This is a genomic window from Catenibacterium sp. GCM10023432 (genome assembly GCF_042651925.1).
Taxonomy (GTDB): Bacteria; Bacillota_I; Bacilli_A; order Erysipelotrichales; family Coprobacillaceae; genus Catenibacterium; species Catenibacterium mitsuoka.
In genome coordinates this window covers 1-14,305 of the sequence record NZ_JBHSEB010000092.1, presented here as the reverse complement: position 1 = coordinate 14,305, position 14,305 = coordinate 1, and the positions used below count along the sequence as shown (strand labels likewise).

The 14,305-nt window shown below is 34.8% G+C and carries 16 protein-coding genes and 2 pseudogenes; 3 read left to right on the top strand and 15 right to left on the bottom strand.

The genetic code is table 11. The features are described from left to right. The 7 genes and pseudogenes from ACFOZZ_RS11840 to dusB all read right to left on the bottom strand — a co-directional run. Window positions 1-1,269: hypothetical protein (locus tag ACFOZZ_RS11840; RefSeq protein ID WP_376815300.1), on the bottom strand; the 1,269-nt coding region annotated here is incomplete at its 3' end. 95 nt (window positions 1,270-1,364) lie between these two features. Continuing rightward, entirely contained in the window at window positions 1,365-1,514 is a 150-nt protein-coding gene (locus ACFOZZ_RS11835) for a hypothetical protein (RefSeq protein WP_376815301.1), read from the bottom strand. Between the two features lie 145 nt (window positions 1,515-1,659). Next, complete coding sequence (locus ACFOZZ_RS11830) at window positions 1,660-1,839, bottom strand: hypothetical protein (RefSeq protein ID WP_278780699.1); 180 nt, start codon at window positions 1,837-1,839, stop codon at window positions 1,660-1,662. Window positions 1,840-1,936: 97 nt separating this feature from the next. Continuing rightward, window positions 1,937-2,284 carry a helix-turn-helix domain-containing protein gene (locus ACFOZZ_RS11825; protein ID WP_417281979.1) on the bottom strand — a complete coding sequence of 116 codons (348 nt, stop codon included), beginning with the start codon at window positions 2,282-2,284 and terminating at the stop codon, window positions 1,937-1,939. Continuing rightward, a pseudogene (locus tag ACFOZZ_RS13335) lies at window positions 2,247-2,366 on the bottom strand (IS607 family transposase); the annotation flags it as partial. The pseudogene ACFOZZ_RS13335 and the gene ACFOZZ_RS11825, both read right to left, overlap by 38 nt. Before the next feature lie 9 nt (window positions 2,367-2,375). Next, window positions 2,376-2,488 (bottom strand): annotated as a pseudogene (locus tag ACFOZZ_RS13330) (IS607 family transposase); the annotation flags it as partial. 911 nt (window positions 2,489-3,399) lie between these two features. Further along, window positions 3,400-4,377, bottom strand: a complete 978-nt coding sequence (dusB, locus tag ACFOZZ_RS11820; protein ID WP_022425755.1) for a tRNA dihydrouridine synthase DusB — start codon at window positions 4,375-4,377, stop codon at window positions 3,400-3,402. Between the two features lie 169 nt (window positions 4,378-4,546). On the opposite strand from dusB, the gene ACFOZZ_RS11815 reads away from it, so the two are divergent. Beyond that, entirely contained in the window at window positions 4,547-4,693 is a 147-nt protein-coding gene (locus ACFOZZ_RS11815; protein ID WP_278547176.1) for a 4Fe-4S dicluster domain-containing protein, read from the top strand. Between the two features lie 181 nt (window positions 4,694-4,874). Here the strand turns inward: ACFOZZ_RS11815 and hslO are convergent, their stop codons facing one another. The 8 genes from hslO to prfA all read right to left on the bottom strand — a co-directional run bounded on the left by hslO (window position 4,875) and on the right by prfA (window position 12,680). Next, window positions 4,875-5,747: an Hsp33 family molecular chaperone HslO gene (gene hslO, locus ACFOZZ_RS11810; RefSeq protein ID WP_278779578.1), complete on the bottom strand. Its 873-nt coding sequence runs from the start codon at window positions 5,745-5,747 to the stop codon at window positions 4,875-4,877. Between the two features lie 135 nt (window positions 5,748-5,882). Then, the gene (ftsH, locus tag ACFOZZ_RS11805) at window positions 5,883-7,841 is read right to left on the bottom strand and encodes an ATP-dependent zinc metalloprotease FtsH (RefSeq protein WP_278779580.1); all 1,959 of its coding nucleotides are present in this window, start codon (window positions 7,839-7,841) and stop codon (window positions 5,883-5,885) included. Between the two features lie 7 nt (window positions 7,842-7,848). After that, window positions 7,849-8,379: a hypoxanthine phosphoribosyltransferase gene (hpt, locus tag ACFOZZ_RS11800; RefSeq protein ID WP_055233330.1), complete on the bottom strand. Its 531-nt coding sequence runs from the start codon at window positions 8,377-8,379 to the stop codon at window positions 7,849-7,851. Between the two features lie 28 nt (window positions 8,380-8,407). After that, a complete protein-coding gene (tilS, locus tag ACFOZZ_RS11795) occupies window positions 8,408-9,625 on the bottom strand; it encodes a tRNA lysidine(34) synthetase TilS (protein ID WP_320803357.1) in 1,218 nt (405 codons plus the stop codon). A 39-nt stretch (window positions 9,626-9,664) separates the two neighbouring features. Next, a complete protein-coding gene (locus ACFOZZ_RS11790) occupies window positions 9,665-10,237 on the bottom strand; it encodes an HdeD family acid-resistance protein (protein ID WP_278861050.1) in 573 nt (190 codons plus the stop codon). A gap of 18 nt (window positions 10,238-10,255) precedes the next feature. Next, window positions 10,256-10,783, bottom strand: coding sequence for a GNAT family N-acetyltransferase (locus tag ACFOZZ_RS11785; protein WP_055233328.1), 528 nt, complete (start codon window positions 10,781-10,783; stop codon window positions 10,256-10,258). Continuing rightward, window positions 10,770-11,603 (bottom strand): peptide chain release factor N(5)-glutamine methyltransferase, encoded by an 834-nt coding sequence (prmC, locus tag ACFOZZ_RS11780; protein ID WP_279067698.1) that lies wholly within the window; start codon window positions 11,601-11,603, stop codon window positions 10,770-10,772. Before prmC ends, ACFOZZ_RS11785 begins: the two co-directional genes overlap by 14 nt. Continuing rightward, window positions 11,604-12,680, bottom strand: a complete 1,077-nt coding sequence (prfA, locus tag ACFOZZ_RS11775; protein ID WP_278779585.1) for a peptide chain release factor 1 — start codon at window positions 12,678-12,680, stop codon at window positions 11,604-11,606. A 158-nt stretch (window positions 12,681-12,838) separates the two neighbouring features. Here prfA and ACFOZZ_RS11770 point away from each other — a divergent pair, with 158 nt between their 5' ends. Next, window positions 12,839-13,483, top strand: a complete 645-nt coding sequence (locus ACFOZZ_RS11770; RefSeq protein WP_376815299.1) for an HAD family hydrolase — start codon at window positions 12,839-12,841, stop codon at window positions 13,481-13,483. 133 nt (window positions 13,484-13,616) lie between these two features. Beyond that, a complete protein-coding gene (locus ACFOZZ_RS11765; RefSeq protein WP_320803359.1) occupies window positions 13,617-14,252 on the top strand; it encodes a thymidine kinase in 636 nt (211 codons plus the stop codon). Window positions 14,253-14,305 lie beyond the last annotated feature (53 nt).

The following is a 14,305-nucleotide window of genomic DNA, read 5'->3' as shown; positions in this document are numbered from 1 at the left end:
GCACCTATTCTTTATAGACTTGCCAAAACGTTTTTTCTTATTAAACTTACCCTTGTTATTGACTGTAGTTCCCTTGGCTCTTTTCATAAGCTTACCTGCATTTCTGGGTTCTGTTATAAATACATCACTAAGACTCCTTAAATAATTGGCATCTTCATTTATGGCAAGCTGTCTATTTATCGCATTAATACGACATAATTCAGAATGTTTTTCTTTTAGTTTATTATAATGATTAGAATATCTCCAGGTCTTGTGACCTTTTTTTATTGTACCGTCTTCATTATAATTCTGAGGATTAGTTGCTCGTCTTGACCTGTCCATAGCACGATAATATAATCTTTCCAATCGTTCGGATTTTTGAATACTTCTGCCTCGCTCTGAAAGATTCTTAAGTCCTACTACTGTATCAGAAGTATAGGCAACTGTCTGTGTTCCTATATCAGCACCGATCATACCTCTGCCATATTTATGTCTTGGGTTGCCGAATCTATCGTATTTAGGTTTTGCCTTACCTTCAATGGTTAAATGTAGATATACTCTGTATTTGCCACGAATTAATTTTGGTACAAGAGTAGCATAGCATGGTCTATATGTATCAATACAGTACGCTTCATCCATGAGTGTCTGCACAGCTTTATTATTCATGATCTCTGATTCAGCAAGATAATCCAATACTGCATTCACTTCATCTGTCTGAAATCTATCATTAATCTTAATTCCGAATACAGTCCTGCCAAGTTTGAATTGTAGCTTATTATCCGTAACGAATATACGGATGCCACGATCTATCTGTTTTGCCCTTATACAGGGTAAGTCTCTGTATTTAGAAAAATGTAAGATATTACCATTACCATATAAACATTTTTCCATGCCACGCCAAATATCTTCAGCTTTAGTAAGCGCAAAGACCGCAGCTACGTTATACTTCTTTCCAATAAATATCATTGATTTTCTACAAAAATCCCAGGTAACATCATACTGCTTTGCCATTTCATTGAGCTGTCCAGCAAAATATTTACGTTTTTTATCATCTTTCGTAGAACCGTATAATTTAAGTAACTTACGATACCTCTTGGTACGCATAAGCCGGTCATAATTCTTTCTCATAAGACCTACAAGTTCGTTACCTGCTTTTCTGATCTTATCCGAAAGCTTTACAACTTTTTGCATATCAGAAGAAGACATATCAGTTTCAGCAACTAGAATATGTCTATCAGAAAGCTTATGAAATTGTTTTAGAGTCTTTTTGTATTCTTCGTCACTAATCATTTTTTAGTTCCTCTATATATACTTGATTACTGTAGATTCGCTTATGCGTTCTACAGTCGAGACAAAATACCCTCATGACCATAAAGCTCCATATCCTACATAGAACTTTTTAAGCTGCGGATACGCGTTAAATAATTCGATAGTGCTGATGCTTTTAAGAATTCTAGCCACATCGCAGGAGCTACAGTCTGTGGCACATCTAGAAAGGTATGTATATGGTCCGGCATTACTTCAAGTGCTTTTATATGATAATTATAATCGTTACAAATTTTCTGTAATGTCTGTTTGAAAGTATTATCAACATTACCTTATAAAACCGAAAATCAGAATTCAGGACACCATATGATATTGTATTAGATATTTGCAGTGTGAAGCACTGTGATATTTTCTTCACTCATCATCTTGCTCTCCAAGCTGATATTTTTCCTGAATGCCTCTACGCATAAGGTCAAGAAATGTAATAGTCTTGCCTTCCTCAACAGAATAGATACGTGCAAGATTTTCAAGTTCTATTTTCCACTCCATAGGAATAGATATGTTTATAACATTATTTGATTTTGGTCTTCCCATTGATTAAAAAGTTCTTTCTGTTTTTGTACATACATTATATATCTACTCTATACAAAACTTAAGTAAAAATTATGTGGCTTTCTTCCCATAGGCAAGCCTATTGGTTTTTCGCCACTAATTTATAATCATAAGGTCCGTCTTCTTTCAAACAATGTGATAAGTCACCACTCGCAATTAATAAAACATTCTTATCTTCTACTGCTTCTTTAATACATTGTCCAAAGCGATAATGAGTAAGAGGAGATAAACCAGATATTCCAATTCTTACAACTTTATAGTCCTTTAGATACTCATTGTTAAGCCATATTCTAAACTCGTTGCTGCTCATAAACTTCTTGCCACTTTCATGAAGTTCCTTATTATGAGCAAGATAGAAGTTATAGATAAATCTGCAAGTACCTATTGTTTTACGAATCTTGACTTTCTGCTCCTCTGTTGGATTTATTTCCGTCTTGAAGCTCTTCAGCAATTCTCTCATCCCTTTCTATCTGTTTTTTATACTTACGAAGCCCATACAGCCAGTAGGAGTTCTTCATGTTTACTAGCACTATGGTTGTATTAAACTTCTTACAGTACCCTTTTCAAACCAGTCATAACCCAATCTGATAAATCTATCTTTATTGGTTACTATTACAGTTTTTGAATACCCATAATCTACAGGTAACGATTTAAGAAAAATGTGGAGCAGAAATATACATTATATATTCCAGTAATATTATCATTGATTCCTTTATTTTCGTTAAAGAAAAGGAAATTACCTAATAAAATCTTGTGGTTCTGAAAAATAGTGTCTGAAAGCAGTGAATGCTGCTTATGGTATGAGCTGCATTCAAGGATATATGAAGTACTAGTCTTTCCTACACGCTTGACTAGGTAATACTTATGACATCCGCAGCAGTCACTTGAATTGCCACCATGTCATTTCATGGATTTGAAGAATTCAATACAGTTATCAATATTGTTGAAATAGTTCTGGGTTAACTAATAAAGAGATTCTTTCTTAGTCCTTAATACTTTGTTTGACATGTTGTTATAGCTCCATCTGATTTCTAATCTAATTATAGAGCAAATAGAAAATCCATGTACTATGTTCAGCTTCAAGAACGCCTTTTAATAGGTGTTTATGAAATTTATTTTTCACCAACCTATGGTTTGTGGATATTCAAATTGTGGTTTTGATTTTATGTTCCATTACTTCATCTAATAAATCGTTACACGGTTTCCATAACCTTCAATACACTGTTCTACAATAATTCCCTTCACTTTACTAAATCTTAAAAATACATCGTGATTTAGTAAATACTGATCATAAGTGCGATAACGCTTATTAGTTGGAATTCGGTTTGCCTATAAAGTTTCTTCTCTATCCCAACGTTACAATGTCTTAACAGATACGCTTAGAAGTTCAGCAAAGTTTTTTGGTTTATAAATTGTGGTATTTGATATGTTCATTTTAATGCTCTCCTTTGAGAGAGATCTGAACACATTTAATCACAATAGTCAATATATTTAGTTACTTATATTCTCCTCTATTCTATTATAAAACAAAAAAGAAGATGATTACTCACCTTCTAGTTCTTTCTCAAAATCTTTTAGAATTGTTTCTAATTCTTCTAATGTATTCATCTGTGTTAAATGGTTCTTAATCTTTGCAGAACCTCTTAATCCTTTGACATACCAAGGTGCTTGTCCACGCATCTGTCTAATCGCATTCTTTTCACCTTCTGTTTTCACTAAACGATGGGCATGATCAATACATAACTGGATACGTGCATGATAGTCTGGTTCTTCTTCTAAAATACCCTCTTCTAGATATTTCACCATTCTACGAATCACAAATGGATTACCTAAAGCACCTCTACCAACCATGACAGCATCACAACCTGTTTCTTCCATCATTCTTTTCGCATCTTCAGGTGTTCTGACATCACCATTCCCAATAACTGGAATACTGACTGCTTCTTTTACTTTTTTAATCCATGACCAATCTGCATGGCCTTCATACATCTGTGAACGTGTACGACCATGAATAGCGACTGCACTCGCACCTGCTTTTTCCATTAATTGTGCCATTTCTACACAGTTAATATGCTTCATGTCATAACCAATACGCATCTTAACAGTCACTGGTACATTCACTGCTTCTACAACAGCCTTCACAATATCATATGCAAGTTCTGGATACTGCATTAAATAACTACCTGCATGAGCCTTTAATACCTTATTTACAGGACATCCCATATTAATATCAATAATATCACAATCAGAATGTTCCTCTACAAACTTGGCAGCTTTGACCATAGTCTCTACTTCACCACCAAAAATCTGCATACTCATAGGGTGTTCATCTTCGCCTACTGCAAGCATATCAATTGTCTTTTGATTTCCATAACATAATGCTTTATCACTGACCATTTCAGATACCACAAGTCCTGCACCAAACTCTTTTACAAGTCTACGGTAAGCGACATTTGTGATACCTGCCATAGGAGCCATGATAATAGGATGTTTTATTTCTACGTTTCCAATTTTCAACATTTTTTAATCACCATCACAAAATATACCATATTCCTGACACAATACAAAGATAAATTATGTTTATACTATGAGTTGTGAAAGGAAGTTCCCGATCCTTTCAATAATATATATCGTTTTCATTTCCCTTCCCTATTTTACCAATAGGACATAAGGAGCAGGTGTTCCCTTCCTGCTCCTTTTTGTATGTTTTAAATGTTCAAAGTTATGTCCAATGAATGTAGAAGTCAACAATGAATCACGCAGACGTAAAAACGGTACTGATTGTATTCTCTGTTATGAATGCACAAAAGAATGTCCAGTCAAAGCACTCCATTAATGCAGCACATATTTCTCCATAATATATAGATATTTATTATAAATTTATCTTCTATACTAGTTATTAAAAAGAGGAACTGTCAGACAATTCTAAAAAGATCAATTATTCAATTCTATTCCCTTCCATGATATATGTTAACTGATCTTTGTATAATACCAGACAGTGTAAAAAAAACGCCATTTTACTGGCGCTTTTTAAGTATTTCCTTTAATTCATCTTCACTGAACTGATAATGTGCATTACAGAACTGACATGTAATCTCACAGCCATGATCCTCATTAATCATGTCTTCTAGATCTTTTGTATGAAGTGTAGCTAAGGCTTCTCCCATCTTTTCTTTACTACAATCACATTCAAATGATAAATCCTGTGTATCTAGGATTTCAACATCTTCAAAGATCATCTTTAAGATTTCTTCTGGAGTATGTCCTTCATCTAATAACTGTGATACTGGTGGTGTATTCTTGATCTTATCTTCAATATACGCAATATCTTCTTCAGTTGCTTCTGGTAATAACTGAATAATATAACCACCTGCACTTCTTACAGTATTGTCTTCTTCTACAAGAACACCTACTGCAACAACTGATGGTACCTGTTCTGATAACATGAAGTAATAAGAGAAATCGTCACCAATTTCACCAGTCTGTAATGGAGAACTAGATGTAATAGGTTCCTTTAATCCCATATCACGAGTAACCTGGATAGTACCCTGATTACCTACACATAAGCCTACTGCAAGCTTACCTGTATCATTGTATGTATAGTGAACTTCTGGATTAGATACAAATCCTTTGATCTTACCATCAGAATTTGTTGTACAAAGCATTGTACCGATTGGTCCACCACCATTGATGACTACTGTCATCTTTTCTTTATTCTTATTCATAGCACCCATCATTAAAGTGACTGCCATCATACGTCCAAGTGCAGCACTTGCACAAGGCCATAAGTTATGATTCTGCTGTGCAACATTTGTAAGGTTAGTTGTTGTACAGGCAAAAACACGACAGTTCTTTGAATTAACGAGTCCACGTACTAAATAATCTTTCATTTATCTCATCTCCCTATCGCAAAATAGCTTACTAGAGGCAAAATCATACTAATAACAATAATACCTACTAATAGTCTTACCATAAATCTACGCTGCATTTTATTACCCTCCTAAATGAAAATAAGCGCAAAGCGCTTATTTCATTTCATCTAGTAAATCATCTTCTGGATCAGCCTTAGATGGTTCAGGAGTGTTATTGTTGTCATCATGAGTGTCAATATGTTCTTCTGTTCCATCATATGTTTCTGGCATTTTACCAGTGTTATATAAAGACTGAATCTGTTCATGATTCAATGTTTCATGTTCAAGCAATGCATTCGCAATAATATCCATTTTATCTTTATTATTGTTGATGATTTCAGTTGCCTGAGCATGCGCTGTCTCGATGATCTTACGTACTTGCTGGTCAATTTCGAATGCAATCTGACCAGAATGTGTATTACTTAACTGTGAATAATCACGACCTAAGAATACGGCATTATCACCACTATCATACTTGATTGGGCCTAGTTCACTCATACCAAGTTCTGTAACCATCATACGAGCAATACGTGTAGCCTGTTCAATATCGTTATGAGCACCTGATGATACATCACCAAAGAAGATTTCTTCAGCAGTACGGCCACCCATATAACCTGTAATAGTTGCAAGTAACTGTTTCTTAGTTGAGAAGTAAGTTTCTTCTCTAGGAGTCATCAAGTTGTATCCACCTGCATCACCACGTGGTACAATTGTGACCTTCTGCACCTGGTTGGCATCTTCTAATGTCAAACCAATAATCGCATGTCCAGTTTCATGATAAGCAACAAGCTTTCTTTCATGTTCAGTATATTTTCTAGACTTCTTAGCTGGACCACCAATAACTCTATCAATTGCTTCATCAACATCACTTAATGTGATCATCTGATGACCGCTTCTTACTGCAAGTAATGCCGCTTCATTTAATACGTTCGCAAGTTCTGCACCTGAGAATCCAGGAGTACGCTGAGCGATGTTATCAAAATCAACATCTGGCGCAAAATGCTTATTTCTTGCATGAACCTTCAAGATCTGAGATCTTGCACGCTTATCAGGGTTAGATACTCTGATCTGTCTATCAAAACGACCTGGACGTAATAATGCAGGATCAAGTACGTCTGCACGGTTAGTGGCTGCAAGGATAATAACACCTTCGTTGCCTTCAAAACCATCCATTTCAACAAGTAACTGGTTTAATGTCTGTTCACGTTCATCGTGTCCACCACCAACACCAGTACCTCTCTGACGACCTACAGCATCAATTTCATCAATAAAGATGATACAAGGGGCATTTTCTTTAGCCTTCTTAAACATATCTCTTACACGGCCAGCACCAACACCAACGAACATTTCTACGAATTCTGAACCAGAAATAGAATAGAATGGAACGTTTGCTTCACCTGCAACAGCACGTGCTAATAATGTTTTACCTGTACCTGGAGGACCTACTAATAGAACACCTCTAGGAATTTTAGCACCCATTTCAGTAAACTTCTTAGGGTTCTTTAAAAATGATACAAGTTCTGTTAATTCTTCTTTTTCTTCATCAGCACCTGCAACATCTGTAAAACGAGTCTTAGAGTTTCTTTCTAGCTTTGCGCGTGAATTACCAAATTCAAAGGCTTTGTTGTTGCCTCCTCCAGCGCCACCAAAACTCTTAAATACCCATACCATACCACCAAGTAATAATACATATGGAAAGATTGTTCCAATAACATTCCAAATCATATTATCACTGTTTGCATCAGTAACCTTCACTTTTACATTCTTGTCTTCAAGAATCTGTGTTAATGAATCTAATTCTTTGTCTGTCTTAGGAACGATAGTTGTAAAGTTCACTTTATCGCCCTTAGAGTTCTTCTTGTAGCTACCTTCGACCTTGGTTACAAAACTATTAGGTGTAATAGTTATGTTAGTTACTTTTTCGTCTTTTAATACTGTCATGAATTGTGAATAAGTCAATTCCTTACTACCGCCATTATTCATTAAGAATGGGAATAATGAGCTTAACAACAATAATACGACGATCCAAGGAAGAATAGCTTTAAATAATGTTTTGTTATTCTTCTTCATCATAAACTCCTTACTGGTAACATTCTTCTTTTAAGATACCAATATATGGTAAGTTTCTAAATCTCTGATCGAAATCAAGACCATAACCAACCACGAATAATTCTGGTACAGGGAAACCAACATACTTAGCCTGTACAGGATACTTTCTTGCTTCCTGTTTATCAAGCATAGTAATGATTTCGCAAGATGCTGTACCACGATCTTTCAACATATGTGTAACAGTATCTAATGTTTTACCTGTATCAAGGATGTCTTCTACGATAAGTACATCCATACCTTTGACGTCAATATCAACATCTTTCTTAATATGAATAGTTCCAGATTCAGTTCCTTTATAACTGCTGACTGACATATAATCAAAATATACATCGCCCTCAATATATTTAGAAAGTTCTGCTAGGAATGGAATAGACCCCTTTAAAAGCCCAATAAGAAGAAGCTTCTTACCTTCATAATCTTTTGAGATCTGTGCGCCTAATTCTTTACAGCGTTCAGTAATCTGTTCCTGTGTAAATAATATTTCTTTTATGTCCTTATGCATTGAACCGTACCTCCTAGTATAGTCGTTGTTATTTTATCACAAACAAATCTGGATTGATAGACAAATACTTCTTGTTTTTCGCAATTCCAGGAACCAAAAGAATATTTCCCTTACAGTCTAATACAATTGGCCAATAATGTCGTAATGGTGAGGGTATTTTCGCATTAATAAAGAGTCTAGAGACCTTTTTAGTGCCCCCTGCTGTTTCCATACGATCTCCTGGTCTTATGTTTCGAATGGTCAATGGAAAGTCTTCATCTTTGACAGGGATACCATCATTCATTTCTCCTTGTGTTCGAATCTTGAAATAAGGACAGTCGAAGTCCTGTCTATAATCTATTCTATACGTATAATCTAATTGTTTTATAGATTTACGAATGTATACATTATTATATTCTTTTATGAACTCCTCATTAACACCAATAGGCATTTGAATGTTTGGTTTAGAGGAATGAATCTGATGGATGATCTCATCAATGAGATGATGAGAAATCTTAGAGACTTCAATATGCTTCTTTAATAAGGCATAAAGAACATCGGGAAGAAGGTCTTCTGGTACTAATGTATAATCAAGTGGTTCAGTAAGATATTTACTTACTTTTTCTTTCTTTAATGCCTGCTTTTGATTGTATTCTTCTGCTTTTTTTAAGAGTTCTTCTTTTTGTGAATTGGTATACTGATTCAAGATCGAATTACGAATGCGGTCTCTAGTAAACTCTGTCTGGAAATTCGTATAGTCATCATGAAAAGCGATATAATGATAATGACAATAATCTCGCAGGTTCTGTTTAGTCACATGAAGTAATGGACGAATAATAGTCATACCTAAGCGTTCAGAGACCTCCTGAATACCAAGATATTCAGGATAAGACTGACGTTCTAGATGCATATAGATTGTTTCAATGGCATCATCCTTCTGATGACCAAGACATAACGCATCACATTGTTCCTTCTTATATACTTCTTGATAAAAAGCGTAACGCATATCTCTTGCGACAGTCTGGAAGTTTCCTTTCACATAATCATCTGGTGTAAATTCCTTATAGTAAAAAGGAATATTATGTGCTTTACAGTAATCATGAACAACCTTGTAATCTTCTTCTGTATCATTTCGAAGATTATAATTTACATGAGCGACACAGATTGAATATTCATGCATCATATCAAGAAGCGCCATAGAATCAGGACCACCTGATACACCTAGGAGATATTTCTTTTTTTTGTCTAATAATGATGTATTCAGCATGTTTTCTCCTTTATCAAAAAAGTACCGTGATGGTACTTTTTAATTAATATATGATCTAGACATTTTAGAATGATTGAGCTTATATAAGACATAGATTGTCTGAATAAGACTCAATACTTCAGTAACTAATAATACAATACCTTCAGCCATAGTTAATCCAATCGCCATATCGATAGGATGTACAATAATAAATACGCCTAATACGACACAAAATACAGCACATAAGAAGATCCAGAACCAGTTGAATTCAATGATCTGCTGCAACTGGAATGAAAGCTGTAAATTTAATAAACCTTTGATGACAACCCATAATCCAATGACCATTGCAAGTGCACTAATGAATGCATCCGCATTGAATGCAACAAAAACGCCTGCCAGTAATGCGAGAATACCTTCTAATAAATCATTAGAAAAGATACGCATTTCATGAGTTAACGTAAAGTAAGTCACAAAATGAATCAAACCATCCACAAATAATGCGCCTGAAATGACATAAACAACAATGTCCAACATTGTCTTTGGGAAAACAATCAATAATACTGAAGCAACAATCATAATCACTGATGCGACGATAGATGCTTTACTATACTTCTTAATATATTCTTTAATCATAGTTCCACCTCGTATCTGTTATTGTAGCACAAAATATATATTTTGTAAGTTACTGAGGTCAAAAACATAACCTTCATCCCCATAGAAGAAAGACTCATCAAACTTCTTAAAACCTATCTTCTTTAATAGGTGTCTTGATTTTTCATTCTGTTTATAAATATAAGCAATACATTTAAAGAAACCATGTTCTTCATGCATATAGCTTAAGAGTCCAAGTACGGCTTCAGTTCCAAAACCATTATTCCAGAAAACATCATCTAGCGTATAACCAATAGAGAATGTATGAGGTGCCATAATCTCTACATGTAAATCACCAATAAGATGCTGGCTCCCTTTGGTTGTAATACCAAACTGCATAGACCCCTTTTTATGATCTATCACTGTCTCTTTACACTTCTTGATGAGTTTCACTGCATCTCTTCTTGTATATCTATTCCAAGACTGATACTTAGAAACAGTCTTCTTACTGCGATATTCTACAAGTCGATCAATATCATCTTCATCAAGTGTTCTAATTGTGAGACGGTCTGTTTCAAATATTTTCATAGTTATGATAGATGAACAACATTCTATCCTTTCCGTTCATATCCTTGATGACTTCAAATGTATCATTCGGGAAATAGAGAGGAACAAGTTGTTTCATTCTTTCTCCTTGATTATATCCAATTTCAAATGCAAGAATCGCCTTCTCCTTTAATACAGAAGGAGCTTCTTTAAATATCTTTTCATAACATGCATAGCCATGATCATCCGCAAATAAAGCCAGATGTGGTTCATGATCTATCACTCTTGGATCCAATACTTCATCATAATCAATATAAGGAGGATTAGAGACAAGAATATCTACATGAATATTTTGATCAATAAGAGGTTGTAATAAGTCTCCTTCTAAGAATGTGACAGAAGCTTCATGTTTCTTTGCATTCTTAGATGCTGTATCTATTGCCCCTTTAGAGATATCTACTGCATATAGATTCGCCTTTGACTCACAAGCTAATGTAACAGCAATAGCGCCTGAACCCGTACCTATATCTGCCACAACCATTCCTGGTTTTATATAAGATAGAACCTTTTCTACAAGTTCTTCTGTTTCATAGCGAGGTATGAGAACGCTTGGATTGACATCAAACTCTCTACCATAGAAATATTCTTTTCCAATAATATACTGATAAGGTTCACCCTTAAGGTATCTATTCAAATAGTCCTTATATTGCATAAGAAGAGCCTCTTCAACAGGCTCTTCCCTTTTCAACAATAGTTGATAATAAGCATCTCCTGTGAGATCTTCATAGAGTCTTTCAGGGATATTTGTATGTGGATCATCAATTAAATCATGTGCATGTTTAAGTAATTCACCTAATAGCACTTATTCTTCTTCTCCTAGAAGTTTTAGTCTCTGGTCTTCATTAATTAATGCATCGATAATTGGTTCTAGTTTACCTTCCATAATACGGTCTAACTGCTGAATAGTTAAACCGATACGATGATCAGTGACACGGTTCTGAGGATAGTTGTATGTTCTGATCTTTTCAGCACGATCACCTGAACCAATCTTATTACGGCGTTCGTTTCCTAGTTTTTCTTCTTCTTCTCTTAATTTAGCTTCATAAAGTCTTGTACGTAATGACTGCATAGCCTTCGCACGGTTATCATGCTGTGAACGACCATCCTGGCTTGTTGCCACAATTCCTGTTGGAATATGTGTAATACGTACGGCAGAGTCAGTCTTATTGATATGCTGTCCTCCAGCACCAGATGAACGGTAAGTATCAACTCTTAAATCCTTTGGATCAATATCGATATCTACTTCTTCTGCTTCTGGCATAACTAATACTGTTGCAGTTGATGTATGAACACGTCCCTGTGTCTCAGTCTTAGGAACACGCTGTACACGATGTGAACCAGATTCAAACTTCATCTTAGAATATACACCATTCCCCTTGATAATAAATGATACAAGTGAATAACCTCCTGCTTCAGAAGGCTGAGCTTCTTCAATTTCAATCTTCCAGCCCTGTGATTCAGCATACTTAGAATACATTCTAAATAAGTCACCTGCGAAGATATTACCTTCATCTCCTCCGGCTGCACCACGGATTTCCATTACTACGTTCTTTTCATCATTTGGATCCTTAGGAATTAATTCAATCTGGATATCATGTTCCATGATTGGCTGTTTCTTTTCTAATTCTTCTAATTCCATTTTTGCCATTTCTTTGATTTCAGGATCATTTTCATTTAATAATTCTTTGGCTTCTTCGATACCATCTAATAAAGCCTTGTATTCTTTATATAAGTTATAAGCCTTTTCTAAAGAAGCCTGTTCTTTAGAAGCCTGTGTCATCTTCTGAATATCATTTGCGATAGATGGATCCATAAGGATCTGTGTTAATTCTTCATATCTTTTTTCTACTGTCTGTAGTCTTTCTAATAGTGTATTCATCTTCTATCCTTTCTTTTAATAATGTTGATTTCATCATATAAATTGGTTAATTCTTCCAAATCGTACCCATTATAATATATTCAATTATTTTTCGCAATTAATTGAACACGGTTTCTATTTCTTATATACTTGAATATATAAATTGGAGGCTAGGAATTATGATAAAGGCAGTTATATTTGATATGGATGGTTTAATGATTGACTCTGAAAGAGTGACTTTTGAATGTTATCAAGAAATCATAAAACCAATGAATCTAACAATGGATGAAGCATTTTATAAAACTTTATTAGGTAAGCCTATCAAAGGAATCTATGAAAGATTTTACGATACTTATGGCAAGGACTTCCCTATTGAAAGTGTCATTAAAGATGTGCATACTTTAATGGCTAAACGTTTTGAAACAGAAGGAGTTCCTATTAAGAAGGGTTTATTAGTGCTTCTTAATTATTTAAAAGAAAATGGTTATAAGACTATTGTCGCTACTTCTTCTAATCGTGATCGTGTTGATACTATTCTAGCACAGGCTCATATTACACAATATTTTGATGATTCTATCTGTGGTGATGAAGTAACTCATGGAAAACCACATCCAGAAGTCTTCTTAAAGTCTTGTGAGAAGCTTGGTGTAAAGACTGATGAAGCGATTGTATTAGAAGATAGTGAAGCAGGTATTCAGGCAGCTTCTTCAGCTGGTATTAAAGTGATCTGTATTCCTGATATGAAATATCCTACAGAAGAATATGCAAGCAAAACATATAAAATATTAGATTCTCTTGATGAAGTAATTGATGAATTAAACTAACAAAAAGAGTCGGTATGATGACCGACTCTTTTTAATGGGATTCAGGGGAAATTTTTTATGGTTTTTCTTCTCTACAACTGTATAATACAGTGAGTATATGAAATCTATGTGAACTTTTAGGAGGTTTTATTAAATGTATAATCAATATCGTGAAGGATGGATAGAAGTCATCTGTGGATGTATGTTTGCAGGGAAAACAGAAGAATTAATTCGTCGTATTAATGTACTGTCTTATGCGAGAAAAAATATTCTTGTGTTTAAGCCAAAGATTGATGATCGTTATTCTACAACTGAAATTGCCTCACATGCAGGAAGTAAAGTACCTTGTATTGTTATCAGTGAAGCAAAGGAAATACTTAATCATGTGAATTATGATACAGATGTTGTAGCTATTGATGAAGTACAGTTCTTTGATGAAGATGTGGTAGATATCTGTGAGTATCTTGCAGATAGTGGATTACGTGTGATGGTTGCTGGTTTAGATAAAGATTTCCGTGGTGAACCATTTGGTGTCTTACCTGATTTATTAACACGTGCTGAGTTTGTGACTAAGTTAACTGCAGTTTGTGCAAAATGTGGTGCACCTGCCACAAGAACACAGCGTATTATTAATGGTAAACCTGCTTCTTTTAATGATCCTATTGTCTTAGTAGGTGCAAAGGAAGCCTATGAGCCACGTTGTCGTCATTGTCATGAAATAGTAGAAAAGCCTATTAAATTTGAAAATCAGAAGAAAATACAATTCAGACCAAGAAAGAAAGTAGGCTAACCTATCACTAGGCTAGCCCCTTATCAAACCGTACGTGCACTATTAATGCATAC

What these genes read in the sequence shown, in the direction of transcription:
- ACFOZZ_RS11830 (WP_278780699.1), bottom strand. Translation starts at nt 1,839, where the DNA reads ATGGGAAGACCAAAATCAAATAATGTTATAAACATATCTATTCCTATG.
- dusB (WP_022425755.1), bottom strand. Translation starts at nt 4,377, where the DNA reads ATGTTGAAAATTGGAAACGTAGAAATAAAACATCCTATTATCATGGCT.
- hslO (WP_278779578.1), bottom strand. Translation starts at nt 5,747, where the DNA reads ATGAAAGATTATTTAGTACGTGGACTCGTTAATTCAAAGAACTGTCGT.
- ftsH (WP_278779580.1), bottom strand. Translation starts at nt 7,841, where the DNA reads ATGATGAAGAAGAATAACAAAACATTATTTAAAGCTATTCTTCCTTGG.
- hpt (WP_055233330.1), bottom strand. Translation starts at nt 8,379, where the DNA reads ATGCATAAGGACATAAAAGAAATATTATTTACACAGGAACAGATTACT.
- tilS (WP_320803357.1), bottom strand. Translation starts at nt 9,625, where the DNA reads ATGCTGAATACATCATTATTAGACAAAAAAAAGAAATATCTCCTAGGT.
- ACFOZZ_RS11790 (WP_278861050.1), bottom strand. Translation starts at nt 10,237, where the DNA reads ATGATTAAAGAATATATTAAGAAGTATAGTAAAGCATCTATCGTCGCA.
- ACFOZZ_RS11785 (WP_055233328.1), bottom strand. Translation starts at nt 10,783, where the DNA reads ATGAAAATATTTGAAACAGACCGTCTCACAATTAGAACACTTGATGAA.
- prfA (WP_278779585.1), bottom strand. Translation starts at nt 12,680, where the DNA reads ATGAATACACTATTAGAAAGACTACAGACAGTAGAAAAAAGATATGAA.
- ACFOZZ_RS11770 (WP_376815299.1), top strand. Translation starts at nt 12,839, where the DNA reads ATGATAAAGGCAGTTATATTTGATATGGATGGTTTAATGATTGACTCT.
- ACFOZZ_RS11765 (WP_320803359.1), top strand. Translation starts at nt 13,617, where the DNA reads ATGTATAATCAATATCGTGAAGGATGGATAGAAGTCATCTGTGGATGT.